The sequence below is a fragment of the Victivallis lenta genome, from assembly GCF_009695545.1.
In the GTDB taxonomy this organism is placed as follows: Bacteria; Verrucomicrobiota; Lentisphaeria; order Victivallales; family Victivallaceae; genus Victivallis; species Victivallis lenta.
In genome coordinates, this window is record NZ_VUNS01000040.1 from 1 (window position 1) to 12,935 (window position 12,935).

Genomic DNA, 12,935 nt, shown 5'->3' on the forward strand with positions numbered 1-12,935 from the left:
CTTTCGCCGACATTCGCAGGAAAATCGCTTCCGAAATTTCCTCGAGTGACATTTTTGCAGGGTGTTGCAGAAAATCTTTCAGCTCCCACGGATTTTCTGCTTGCTTTTCCATTTTCTCCGTTGTATAGTACTTCTCATCGAACCAGTTTCAGGAAAACTTTAGTATAATTATATGATTAAAATTAATATATTCTTTTGTTTCTTTTGGTAATGATTTACTAACTTCATATTTTTTCTGCAAATTTTTCCACATGTCTTTTCGGCACATGGTATGCGTGATACTTGGTTCTAAGTCACACTCGGCAGAAAGAGAGTTGCCGGAAAGAATGCCATTTTCCTGACGGGCGATTGCACTTACTCCGACATGTGATCTTAATATGTAAAAGCTGACTCTGTGATCACCAATTTCCGGATTTTCCGGCTCCTCTCCTTTCAGGAAAATTCTTTCCGCAATCATGGGATTTTGATAACGGGTCGCAAATTCATAAGGCGTAACGGGAGCCAGAGAAAGCAATTCGCTAGATATCGGCAGTTTGCCGATCATTACATTCTTTGCCTCAAGGTGTTTATTGGAAATTTTAAACGGAGGGTTCAAGTGATCACCGGAAGATGGTCTTGCGTCAGAGCTCCATACTTTTCTGTATTTTAGGTCTGGCGACTCCTTTGTTCCTGCGTTATATGCCCTCCATTGATACATTTCTACAATGCGCCCGAATTTTACGGCATGAATGCCCTTCAAGTCAAATGTTTCATCATGCAGCCGTTCGTCAGTAGTGATAAGACCGGAAACATAAATCACCCTCCCGTCATTTTGTGGATCTACAGGTTGGGAGGACGGTATTGAAATGCAGTTTTTTTCCAGTTCTTCGAGAATTTGAACTTTCTTTTCTGCCTCATCAATTTTTGATTGTGTATAACCTTTCATGCTCCAAAGGCATAATATGATTACTCCCAAAATAATACTGCATCCCGAGATTTTCATATATCTTTCTTTTTCAATTATTCATCTAATTCTTTTTATCGCTCTTCTCCTCATCCTCTTCTCTCGGTTTCTCTTCCAATTCCTTTTTATCGCTCTCCAGTATCGAAAGTATAGTTTGCACCAGCCATCCCACGCAAGCCGCCCATAACAACAAGAAAATTATCGAATCTCCTAGATATTCCCATTCCCATTTCCAGTTTTTCACTAGGAAGATTGCACCCCTATAGCCAAGATAGCAAAAAACACCCGAGACGAATAGAGACGCGACCCTCGGCGCAAAGAGGATAGTAAAAAAGAAGACCCCTATGAAAATCGGTACGAATAGTAATATATTGGCCAACCATTCCATGTTATACGCCTCCTCATTCAATATCTCTCTGTTCCTTTTTCAATTGGTCTTCCAATTCTCTCAGTTTCCTTTTCAGGTTTTCCAATTCTTTCTGCTCGTGCTTCTCCTGCTTTTCTTTTTCATCCAGCTCCTTTGGGGCTGAAAGCAGGGACAGCGGCTCAAAACCATATTTTCTCGCAATGCCATCCGTTTGTTCGCAGAGCTTGAACCAGGCTTTGATCCGCTTGGTTTCCTCATCCGTGTATTCCAATCCCTGAACTGATTTCAGAAACATGATGGCGGCGACACTGCGGAACTCATCCAGACTTTGAATCATGGCCGCAGTAAAGTCTTCGGGACACTCGGAAAGCTTCAGAATATTTTTACATGCTGCATCGTTGTTCCAAAGGACCTTCACCACATTCTGGTTGGACGGGTTCTTGGCCATGGTTTCAAATGTAAACCAGATATTCTTCTGTACCGCCTTGTATACGGTTTCAATTTCAACAGCAGGACTCTCCTGTGCGCCGAGTACATTACCAAGGCACAAGAATAATGACAAAAGCAGCATTGTAAAACGCATTCAGAACCTCCATTACAATCACTGCTGGACTACCGTACCCAGTAGCTGTTTTCCGACTTCGGTTGCAATCAACGCCATTTTTTTATCATCAATGGTTGAGTAAAAATCCCATACACCGGCAAGAGTACGATTGGGAACCGGTCCCAAAGCGATGGCAATTGCTTTATCAACGGTCAGCAGTATTGTGAAGGTACTCGGCTCCATGGCAAGTCCGGCCAGCATCAGGAAACCACTTCCCCCGGCAATCGGCTGTTTGGGGCATCGGTGATCTTGGATCAGTTGAAAGGTTTCTTTTCCTATCAGATTAAACTTAAAGCCGAACAACCGTTCGGATCTTTTCAAGGCCAAATCGCAAGCGATGGTCGGGTTCTTCAAGCCCAGTGTAGGAATGGGAGTTTGATCGACTGGAACTTTAACGTAAAGCAATGCAATATCATGATCATCGTAATATTTGACATAGGCTTTCAGGGTGTTACTCGGCTTATCACGATTATCTTGACCTCCCACTGCCTGAAGCGCAAAATGCTTCTCTACGGAAATATTGTTATGCGGTCGTTCATACACGCCGGAACCATAAGACTCTTTTTTTTTGAATCCGGTCCAGGACGTATGGTCTTTCGGCTCTGCATGATCAAACGCAGAGACAAGCTCCCATCGCTGAATAATCTCCTGGACTCCCCCTCCGTTATCTTTGTACCAAACTAACTGTAATTCAGAATACCGGATATAGGGATGGTTTTCTATTTTGTTGGAACTATTATTGATCACTTCTTTGTTGTATGCTGAAGTATTTTTCTCGTAATTGACTTCTTCTTCTTTTCCTGTGGAATTGACTACGGAAGTCGGCATATTCTGAATGATCGGGCTCGGATAAAAAGGGTCAAGAAACGATCGCAATGTGAAGAAAACATAATAACCGTTCTCTTCCCCAAGAGCAACGGCACGGATTTCAGGTTCATTTTTTTGCGGTTGAGGTTTCTGCCGCCTGTTACCAACCAGTCCTTCCTCCCATTTTCCACAATGCCGTTCCGGAGCCTTATACGAATAACCCACAATCTGTCGAACCGCCATGGAACAGGATGCAGCAGTAATATCTGCCTCCTTTATCGTTCTCGTTGATTCCCCATGAAGCAGTAGTGGTCCTGCAATCCATGCAGCTACGGCAAGTCGACACACCATTTTACTGACTAACATAATGCCCTCCTATATTTCCGTTTTCATCTACTACGCATGATAGGAGGAATCTTACGCGAAGTCGGGAAAAAGTGCAGAAAAAAAGCACGTTCTCTGTATTCGCTGCAACGAAGAGGCACTTGCAAGCCCGTCACCCGCAAACGAAACACCGAGAACGTGCCACAAGTACGTCAGTAGAACAAACGCACAGCGGCACGCTCTGATCCGGTCGTTTTTGCGGGTACTCAATAAAAAGTTTGCAAGTTTTCTTCGAGTTGCAATCCCACCGATCAAGCTGTCGATCTATAAGACAAGTCCATTTCTCCGGACTTATCCGTATTGAATGTACTGCCATAATTACAAAAATGCAAATTCAGCATATCGTCTTTCTTTAAACAGAAATTGATTTTCAATGCAAAGAGTGATATTTTCTTCGTGAACATCGCAAAAGGAGTACAGAGAATTGTTGAACACAGATGTACAGTTTCATAATTTGACCCTCGTCCGGCGTTGCGGCAGCGGCGCGTATGGCGAGGTCTGGCTATGCCGGGATATTACCGGTAAGATTCTGGCGTTGAAGCTGATTCAGAAGACGAAGCAGAATGCTGAACTCAAAAGTGTGGTGGCATTGCGTCTGACGCTGCCGGAGCACCCGAATGTGCTTTCCATTCACCATGTAGCCATGGATGAAGATTTCCTCTGGTACACCATGGATGCCGCCGACAACCTTTCAACGGAAGATTCGTACATCCCCGACACCTTGGAGAACCGTATCCGTCAACACCGGCAACTGGACATCACCGTTATCATGCGTGAACTGATTGCCGGTCTTGCCGCGCTTCATGCCGTCGGTATGGTTCACCGCGACATCAAACCGGCCAATATTTTATTTATCCACGGTCGCGCCGTTCTCGGTGATGTCGGAATGGTCACTGCCGATACATCGAGCATGTCGCTGGCCGGAACGCTGGGATTTATTCCTCCGGAAATTCGTGACGGCACGAGTTCGCCCGGCACTGTCGGCAAGGCGGGCGACGTCTACGCTCTCGGCATGGTTCTGTATTGCATGATTACCGGCAATGCACCGGAGGAATTTCCGGCTCTCCCGACGAACCTGCCGCACACTCCGCAAATCCGGCGGCTGAACCATCTGGCCTGCCGTGCGTGTGAGCGCAGTGCATCAACGCGGCTGACCAGTCTTGATGCCTTCTCCCGAGAGCTGGACAGCATCATTGCACGGGAGCAAACGCCGATAACTCTGCGTGAACGGCTTGTTGCACATAAACGCACGACTGCAAAATTGTTATTGTGGATGGCGGCGGCAATCGTGCTTATTGTCAGTGGAGTAATATTTGGGCCGCGTTTCAGGGGCACAACATCAGCGCCGGCTGTTTCGGCAACTGTGGAACAGCCGTCCGTACCGTCAACACCGGTTCCTGCCGCAACCGTGACAACAACATTGCCGGAAGCTGAATATGAGGTCGTTTTTGTTCCTGATTTTGCACAAGTACCGGAAACGGAAGAAGAACCGTCACTCCTGCCGCCACCGAAACCAGTCATAGTGAAAAAAGGGGAGAAGCCAAGGCCGGAAAAGATAGAGCGGCATTACGAAACATGGCGGTTACCGGCAGTAACGAAAAATACGAATCCATTAACAGCCCGGATTCTGTCTCTGCGAAAATTGGCGTCTGAGTTGACCTGCACCCCGGAAGAGCGTAAGCGATTGGAGAAGCGTGAACAACTGGACGCTTTCGAGAAATTCGACTCAGTTGCATCGTTCTATTATATGGCCTTTGCTATGAATGATCTACTTCGCAAAAAGGAAGAGATGATTGGTGACAGTGGCATTCGATTTGAACCACAGCCAAGTCTTCGGAAAGTTGAGTCGGCGGCGTTGAAACGCCTGAAGGCTGATTTACTGGTGTTTGACGACTCCGATAAGCTGTTTCAGGATTATATCCTGATCGCCAAGCTGCCGCCGATGCCGAAACGCACGGAGGAGGAGTGGAAGAAATTCCTGTTGTCGCCGGAAGGATATGCATTGTATCCGCATTCATGGCTGCAGGTAAATATCTGCAATCGTGAAATTGAATGTCGTATCTGTGAAAATGCCAATGTCATGCAATGGGATTTCTTTCTGGAGCGCGAGCAGGAAACATACTGGCTTTCATTTGTCGCCAAACAGGAGCGCTTTTTTGGTGAACGCGCAGAAACATTTAAAAAACTTGTCGTAGCCCTGTAAGAATCGTCCTTCTTTCCGGGAGTTGATTACAAGGAATGGTCAACATGGCATACACCACAAAAAAATCGTTGTTGCGGAAGGTTCGCGAAGGTGACGAAATCGGCTGGCATGAGTTTTATGAAACTTACAAGCCGCTGATTCTGCGGCGCGGAATGGACTTCAGTCTGCGAACGCAGGAACTCGCCGAACTGGTGCAGAAGGTCATGCTGGAATTTTTTCAGAAGGATTTGTTCCACGGCAGGTACGATATCGATAGTGTTCCGGAAGAACTGACTTTTCGGTATGATGAAAAGAAGGGACGTTTTCGCGATTTTCTGCGCCGGGTCGTGACGAATCATGCACTGAAGATTCTGCGCTCCCGCCGCGATCAGGCTCCGCTGGACGGTCTGGCACACGCAATACCTGATCCATCCCGCAATTGCGACGAGCAATGGGAAAATGAGTGGCGCCAGCACCTGATGACACAGGCTTTGGCGGAACTGCGGGGCCAGGTCGCATCCGTTACTTATCAGGCATTTGAAATGTACGCAATGAAACGGAAGAGTGTGACCGATACTGCGGAGTTCCTGAATCTCTCCGTTTCCAGCGTGTATACCGCCCGGAGCCGCTGCGTGGCGAAATTGAAAGCGATCATCGGAGAGTTGGAGGCGCGGCAATGAAACACTATACCAGTGAGAAACTTGAGCTTTATCGTCACAGACAAATGGGCGTCCTCGGCCGCATCCAGTGTGCTTCCCATCTGAAAGAGTGTGCGGAATGCCGGGAGCGTCTTGCCGAGCTTCAGGCTGACGACCAACTTATAGCCGAACTCCGGGAAAGCGTCCGCATCTATAAGGAATTGTCCAATATGCCGCTGGGCCCGGATAAGCGTACTTTCACAGAATGAAGTCCGGCTGCTTTCTGCCGGATAATATTCCGGCTACTCGTTTTCTACCCCGCGATTGAGGATTTTTTCCACGCCGTCGATCAACGGAATCAGCGACTGATAGGGCTGCGGTATTTCAGAATTGAGGCGATAGACGGCCACGCCCATCGGTTTGTTGAAGTCCCTTACCGCAAGTTCAACGATACCGCGCCGCGCCTTCTGGCAAAGAAGAAGTCCGATGCTCCTGTTCTCATCCGGGTGACGCACCTTGTCGTCCAATGCGGAAAGATAGAAATTCAACTGGCCCAGATATGCCGGTTTGAACTCCCCGCGCTTGAGTTCCACCGCGACCAGAGAACGCAAGGCCCGGTGATAGAAAAGCAGGTCCACGAAAAACTCCCGGTCTTCGACGATGATGCGGTACTGATTGCCGACAAAGCAGAAGTCCGCACCGAGAGACTGAATAAAACGTTTGATTTCCCCGACCAATGCGGTTTCCAGTACCCGTTCGTCCACATCTGCGTCATCGCTTGCATCTTCGATGTTGATGTAGTCCAAAAGGTACTCGTCTTTGAATGCGCGGACAGCCCGGGCCGCCTGTTTTTCATCCGGCATCGTCAATGCAAAATTGTTCGGCAATGTTCCGAGCCGGTGATAGTCGTCCGCCTGAAGGTGGGCTTTCAACGTTTCCACACTCCAGAACCGGGAAGCGCACTGGAGGATATAATACCAGCGCTCTTCCGGTTCCTTGCAGGCGGCAAGGATGTACCGGTGGTGCGTAAAGCCGACAGCCAAAAATGCCTGAATCTCGTTAGCGGACAATTCATCGCCTGCCGGAAGAGGGAAGCCGGAAAACTTCAGAACCGGAAAATCATCACCTGTCGAGTGATGATCCGAGGAAAGCAATTCATCACTTGCCGAGTGATGAATTTCATTGCTGTCCGCCGCCCAGGATTCATAAAACAATCTCATATAGCGGATACTGGTCGCAGAGAATCCCCTCAGGCCGGGGAGTTCGGCCTGAAGCTGTCTGGAAATGGCTTCAATGGCGCCGCTCCCCCATTTCCCATGCCGGGTGTTGGCTGAAACATAACCGCCAATGCTGAAATAGAGCTTCAGTTGTTCCGCATTGGCCAGCCGTGCCGCAAGATAACGGCTTTTCAGGATAGCGGTCTTGATTGATTTGACTGCATCTATATAGAAGTTCTGTTTGTCGTTGGTCATAATGTTGCCTCGCCGGCTTGTAAAGTTAATGTTCCATTTCTTCCGGTCCGGTCTTCACACCCGGCTTTCAGGTTCATGGCTGCAGGCAGTTTCATCCATAGCGGGAAAATATCGGGAGATGCCCGGCTCCCCATACAGCAAGCCACCCGTGGGGAGCTTATTACATTTGCCTCAGTTGCCTTCAATATACCGGAATGAATATAATCCGATATCGAGGCTTTTCAAGAAACAATCGATTGCCTTCCTGTGAAGATCAATGAAAAAGGCGGATTTTCAGGAAGCTGCACCGAATGACTTTAAGAAAAGGCAAGTATTCCTTCGTCAATGCCGTACCTGAAAATCCGTTGCTGTCATCTACCTGCCCGGATATCATTTCTTACAGAGGACACCGGGAAACTACGGCAAATCATTCCGAATGCGTCAACAGTTGTTTCAGGGAAACATTCTCCTCGTGGCAGGACTTTTCCAGTTGTTGATAAAAGTTTACGACATTTGTATCGACTAGGGTGTCTTCCTTGTACACTTTCCGTTCCAGCCGCAAGCCTTCAAGGCTTCGGCAGCGCGACAACGCCGTATATAACTGACCGCTGGCGAAACATCCGTTTCCCAGAAAGAGACGTGCACGGTCGAAGCCCATGCCCTGACTTTTATGAATCGTCACCGCCCAGGCAAGGCGGAGAGGAATCTGGATGAAGAAACCTGTCTCAATCTGTTTGATCAGTCCACGCCCGCTATTGCGGTCCCATTCCTGTTCATAGCGGTATACCGACCACTTTGCCGGCTCAATCACGGAAACGCGGTTGTCGTCAAATTGTACGATGACATTCCCGAGTCCGTTTTGATTGCAGGTAATTCCGGCGATAACGCCGAGATCGCCGTTGATGTATTCATAGGTACCATCAGGATTGCGTTTATTGACCAGCGTCATTACCCGTGCTCCGGGTTGCAGCACCAGATTGACCGCTGTCGGATAGTCCTTTTCCGGAAACTTTCCGACAATCTGTGCTTTGAATATCTCCTCCCTGGAATCCAGCCGAGAAGAGCAACGGCGATTGACTTCTTCTGCTTCACGACGGGTAGTGCAAAGACAGATGGGCTGTGCCGTTCCTACTTCGTCCTGCGGATGTCCTGCACAGAGTTTGTTGAGTACAGCTATGCTGTTGAGCCGGATACGCGATCCGGGCAGTACGATGTTGCGCTGTGTAACATCGCCGTGCCGGATATTGTTTAAAATTTGCATAAAGAGTCGGTCGTTACCCTGCCGGTGTACCTGTTTCAGTACCAACGGATGAAACTCTGTTTCCTCCCAGAGGCGGGTTTGAAATGGATACTTCCCGCCTAAATAGTTTTGAAGGTACAACTCCTCCGTATCAGTGGAAATAACCGGCGGCAACTGAAAGAAGTCGCCGCATACAATGACCTGTTTCCCGGCAAATGGACGAAAGCGGTTAATGCCGGTTGCCGCTTCCCGCAAACGGTGATCAATTGCCGAGAACACATCAGAACGCACCATGGATATTTCGTCGATGACGATCGTCCGTACCGTGCTGAGTAACTGGCGCTGACGCGAGCTGCCGAGCTCTCCAAGTGTGTCCGGAGTCTGAAGACCCGGCTTCAGATGGCAGAAGCTGTGTATTGTCTGCCCTTTGATATTCGATGCGGCAAGCCCGGTAGGTGCAAGAAAAACCGTACGTTCCGTGTCGCACTTTTCCCGGAAAGCACGCAGGAGAGTCGATTTCCCTGTTCCCGCTTCACCGGTCAGGAAAACATTCTCGCCGGCCAGCATCAGTTCCAGAGCGAAATGTTGTTCCGGATTCAGAAAACCATATTCCATGTTCATCCTCGTATGGGGACGGTGGTGACACCCGACAGTTTCTTCTTCAGAAAACCTAAATGGTAAGTCACCATGCCAGTCCCCTTTTTTCTTGTTGTTTATTTAGGTTTCCTCTTACTGGATAACGGCAGTGTTCCCACCGTCCCCACCACCAATATTACAAGCGCAGTACCGGATGCCGAACCAGACTTGGAGATCCCGGGGGGATCGTATCCGTCCAATCCTGACTTCGGGGAAGCGTGCCTGTACTGCAGCATTGAACCGATTCTGCCCCACCGGGCGATAACCGTGTTCTTCCATCCAGAGTCTGTAATTCCTATAAATGGACTGTCTTTCGAGTACTCCTGCCGGATCTTCCTGAAGGGTTTCGCTTAAAAATTCCGCTTCATGGTCACAATTCAAACGGTGCTGCTTTTGCAGTTCTCTTGCTGCTTCCGGAATTGGGAAACGAGTATGTTGAGAAAGCTGGCGCATTCCAGTTATGGCCCAGTTGAAAATCCCCGGTAATTCTTGTTCCAACTGGTACTTCAAGCCCGGCTTTTCATCTCCTGTATTACGAAAGCGGCGGGTGAATTGCAGAACAACCAGCCGGTCCCACAAACCATCCGTGCGATCCAAGAAAGTCGGCAATTCATTGGCGAGAAATACACAGCGTGCTTTGGCCCGCGCATCTGTCGGCGCTTGGAATTTACGTTCGGCAGGGATGACTGCTCCATCCGTAACCATTTTAAAGACCTTTTCACTGTCTGCAAGGTTTTTCTGCTCTCCATTGACAGGCAGTTCCTCAACCAGATTGAGGGTATGTTCTGTCAGAAGCCAGGAAGAAAAACGGTTGCCGAGGTCCCCGAAGGGAAGGCAGCAGGTATTACTTTCTCCTACCAGCTTGCGAAGAATATGTGCTGCAACCGATTTGCCATCTCCGCCGCATCCGATCCAGAAGAAACCGATATTGAAACACTGCTTCCGAGAGAGGATATAGCCAAAGCACATTTGCAGGGCAGTCCTCATCTCCGGGGTGTCGAAGGTAGTTTCCAGATAGTTGTTCCATTCCGGACACTCTGCTTCCGGTAGAAAATCGTAGTCCACATCACGCCGACTGAAAAATCTGGGAGTATGCGGCAACAACTCTGCCGGAGTGTCAGGAAACAACCAAAGAGGCGAGAGTTTTGCAAGCCCGTTTCTGAAACTCATGAAGTCTTCCGCTGATTCGCCATCCGGTAGAAAACATGGCATGTTATACTTATGCCGCGGCAAACCGCATAACTCATCGGCACGAAGGTTGGCAATGACATCATTGATTACGTTGTTGCCAATACGCATTTGCTCTTCCATTTTCTGGCGTTGTAAAAAACCTGTCACCATCATTTCCAGATCCTGTACCGGGAGTTCCCGCCAAGCATAGTCGGAATAGTGCCACCACATATCCCGCCAACACCGCAAAGTATACTGTTCTGCAAGGCTGTTTTCAGCAGCGAACTGTCGTGCCAATTGAGTTATCGGCATGGGAGGACGTCCGCCGAGCATACCATTGACAGGCGATGTCAACGCTCGGCGATCCGGTTTTTTCTTCATATCTGCCGGTAATTGGCGTTCAAAGTCGTCCCAAGAACGGGGGCCGAATTCTTCCGCAACCAGATATTGCATGTCATCCCCCCGAAAAATGCCGGGGACACGAGTCAAACGGCTCGGGTTGCGATTGGCGCAATCATACGGAAACTTTTTCCGGGTCAGATAGCAATACAGCAACTCTACCCGTTTCCTATAAAGTTTCCGATCTTGTCCCGCATCAATTTTGACGATTACATGTAAACTTTTTCCACCGGACCAGACTACCGCTTTTACCGGCAAATTAAGTTTTCTGATGCGTGACCATTGTTCTTCCTTGGATAAATCATCCGCTTCCACAAGCGTATACCGCAAGTTCGTAACGTCGGAATCTTTGGGCGCCTTACCGGTGATCTGCTGCTGCAGCGGATTCAGAGATATCCATGCACCCTGTTCCGTTTGGCTGATGATTTCCAGCAAACTGTTGAATGTGGAGTCCCGTTGGCTGTCATCGAAACGTTTCTTCACCGCTTGAGCAGAACGTAAGGGGCGGTATTTGCCTTCCTGACAGATCGACTGTATTACGAGTTCAAAGTATTCCCCGGGCATAAACATTTTTTCCATAAAGGTTATGGCCTGGGTTGCCATTGCCTCTTTGCCTTGCGGTACTGGCAACATTTCTGCCGGGGACGCCGGCTGTGACTTCGGAAACTGTCCGGTCAGCATCTTCAACGTGCCGATTCCAACTCGTTCCTTTCCTTCTGCTGCAGCCCGATTCCAGGTCTTCTGAGCGACTTCCGCATCATATCTCTCCGGTGTGGTTGCGGACCATTCATCGAAGACGGAGAAGTTTACTCCGCATCCTTTCAGTGCAGCAGCTACCCGAAACCACTCGGTATATGGCAAGTCAGCCGATATCTGCTGCAGCAGCATTTCAGCGTCCTGCCTTTCCTGATGCGATTTGACGCTATTGTTATTACAGAGTGTTCTCTGGTCCCTGGTCAACTGCAACTTGGCGGGGACCCCTATTTTTTTATTATTCATAGATAACCTCTCATTTCTGATTATTTAACAATGTGTCCACGCTTTCCGGACTGATGCGGACTGCGTGTGATGATAGTTGAACCCGTTGCAACTTCCCCTGATTGAGATAACGGTTCACCGTATTCAAACTGATCCGAAGCAGTTTGGCTACCTCCTGACGAGTCAGCGGTTGCTGTTTTACGGCCTCCTTCGGCTCAGCCGGATTATGGTTTTTGAGTGCCTCAATCAGATTGTGCGGCGAAAGCTCAGGGATATACGGTTGCAGGATTGCGACTGCCGCAGACAAAACTGCCGGAGTTGGTGTTTTGACCTTCATTACTTTTTTCTCCTTTAGGTGATTGATGATACTTCGTGTCGTTTCATGAAACTGATCATAATTATATTCAGGTTCTGCAATTTTCTGCAAAAATAGAAAAGGTTGAATGCACTTTGCTGTGTATTCAACCTCAGAAAAAAATTGTACTTTTTTAAAAAAAACTGCAATTTTGATTTTTTGCAGGTTCTATATGGTATCTAGTGAATCATATTTTTATTCCACACTTGTCCTTCCTGTATACGGGTTTCTACCGGCCGGACCTTGAGTCTGACGCAAAGAACTTTTGAAAAAATACAGAATCGCTCTACCATAATAATATAACAAAAAAAAAGACCGCATGGCAAGTCGAAAAACGACTCTCGGGGATATCGTGGAGGAAAAAAGGGAGAAAATTTCCCCCAAAAAACACTTCCGTTGATCACGTTTCCGCGGGCCTTCTCCGCTGCAGGGGCATGATCACCCCCATGGGCGGTTTTTCCAGGTCCGGCTGAAAACACCCGGGACATCGCATGGCGGTCGCGCACGGCCGGGACGGCGTGAAGGTTCGTTGAAACGCGGAATCGGCGCCATAAAAAAACGGCGGAATGTTCCGCCGTTTTTTTGAATTGCCGCAACCGGAAAGAAACGTTATTTGACTCTTTCGTAGTAGTATTTTTCCGGCTGGGTTCTTTTCCGAAGTCATCCCCGCCTCCAGCACCTTCTGGCGCTGGGTGTCGGCGTGCCCGTCGGCCCAGAGGACGTTGATGGCGGCATTGTGGCGGTCGCCGACGCCGGGGGCATAAGGCAGTTCAACGTACGG

At 48.6% G+C, this 12,935-nt stretch carries 11 protein-coding genes; 3 read left to right on the forward strand and 8 right to left on the reverse strand.

Annotated elements, in window-relative coordinates:
- Positions 1-148 precede the first annotated feature (148 nt).
- From FYJ85_RS21210 to FYJ85_RS21225, 4 genes are all read right to left on the reverse strand, one after another.
- On the reverse strand, positions 149-925 hold the full coding sequence (locus tag FYJ85_RS21210) for a TMEM43 family protein (RefSeq protein WP_206213380.1): 777 nt from the start codon (positions 923-925) through the stop codon (positions 149-151).
- An 82-nt stretch (positions 926-1,007) separates the two neighbouring features.
- Entirely contained in the window at positions 1,008-1,331 is a 324-nt protein-coding gene (locus tag FYJ85_RS21215; protein ID WP_154420700.1) for a hypothetical protein, read from the reverse strand.
- Positions 1,332-1,344: 13 nt separating this feature from the next.
- Positions 1,345-1,893: a hypothetical protein gene (locus FYJ85_RS21220; RefSeq protein WP_154420701.1), complete on the reverse strand. Its 549-nt coding sequence runs from the start codon at positions 1,891-1,893 to the stop codon at positions 1,345-1,347.
- Positions 1,894-1,911: 18 nt separating this feature from the next.
- Positions 1,912-3,087 (reverse strand): hypothetical protein, encoded by a 1,176-nt coding sequence (locus FYJ85_RS21225; protein WP_154420702.1) that lies wholly within the window; start codon positions 3,085-3,087, stop codon positions 1,912-1,914.
- Between the two features lie 442 nt (positions 3,088-3,529).
- Between FYJ85_RS21225 and FYJ85_RS21230 the strand changes: the two genes are divergently transcribed.
- From FYJ85_RS21230 to FYJ85_RS21240, 3 genes are read left to right on the forward strand one after another with little or no spacing between them, the layout of a single operon-like run.
- Positions 3,530-5,308 carry a serine/threonine protein kinase gene (locus FYJ85_RS21230; RefSeq protein ID WP_154420703.1) on the forward strand — a complete coding sequence of 593 codons (1,779 nt, stop codon included), beginning with the start codon at positions 3,530-3,532 and terminating at the stop codon, positions 5,306-5,308.
- Between the two features lie 44 nt (positions 5,309-5,352).
- Positions 5,353-5,967 carry an RNA polymerase sigma factor gene (locus tag FYJ85_RS21235; RefSeq protein ID WP_206213381.1) on the forward strand — a complete coding sequence of 205 codons (615 nt, stop codon included), beginning with the start codon at positions 5,353-5,355 and terminating at the stop codon, positions 5,965-5,967.
- Positions 5,964-6,194: a hypothetical protein gene (locus FYJ85_RS21240; RefSeq protein ID WP_154420705.1), complete on the forward strand. Its 231-nt coding sequence runs from the start codon at positions 5,964-5,966 to the stop codon at positions 6,192-6,194. Before FYJ85_RS21235 ends, FYJ85_RS21240 begins: the two co-directional genes overlap by 4 nt.
- 33 nt (positions 6,195-6,227) lie before the next feature.
- Here the strand turns inward: FYJ85_RS21240 and FYJ85_RS21245 are convergent, their stop codons facing one another.
- The 4 genes from FYJ85_RS21245 to FYJ85_RS21260 form a co-directional block, all read right to left on the reverse strand.
- Positions 6,228-7,397, reverse strand: coding sequence for a PDDEXK nuclease domain-containing protein (locus tag FYJ85_RS21245; RefSeq protein ID WP_154420706.1), 1,170 nt, complete (start codon positions 7,395-7,397; stop codon positions 6,228-6,230).
- A 406-nt stretch (positions 7,398-7,803) separates the two neighbouring features.
- Complete coding sequence (locus tag FYJ85_RS21250; RefSeq protein ID WP_206213382.1) at positions 7,804-9,231, reverse strand: ATP-dependent DNA helicase; 1,428 nt, start codon at positions 9,229-9,231, stop codon at positions 7,804-7,806.
- Positions 9,232-9,345: 114 nt separating this feature from the next.
- Entirely contained in the window at positions 9,346-11,820 is a 2,475-nt protein-coding gene (locus FYJ85_RS21255) for a phage/plasmid primase, P4 family (RefSeq protein WP_154420708.1), read from the reverse strand.
- A 10-nt stretch (positions 11,821-11,830) separates the two neighbouring features.
- Positions 11,831-12,136: a helix-turn-helix domain-containing protein gene (locus FYJ85_RS21260; RefSeq protein WP_154420709.1), complete on the reverse strand. Its 306-nt coding sequence runs from the start codon at positions 12,134-12,136 to the stop codon at positions 11,831-11,833.
- Positions 12,137-12,935 lie beyond the last annotated feature (799 nt).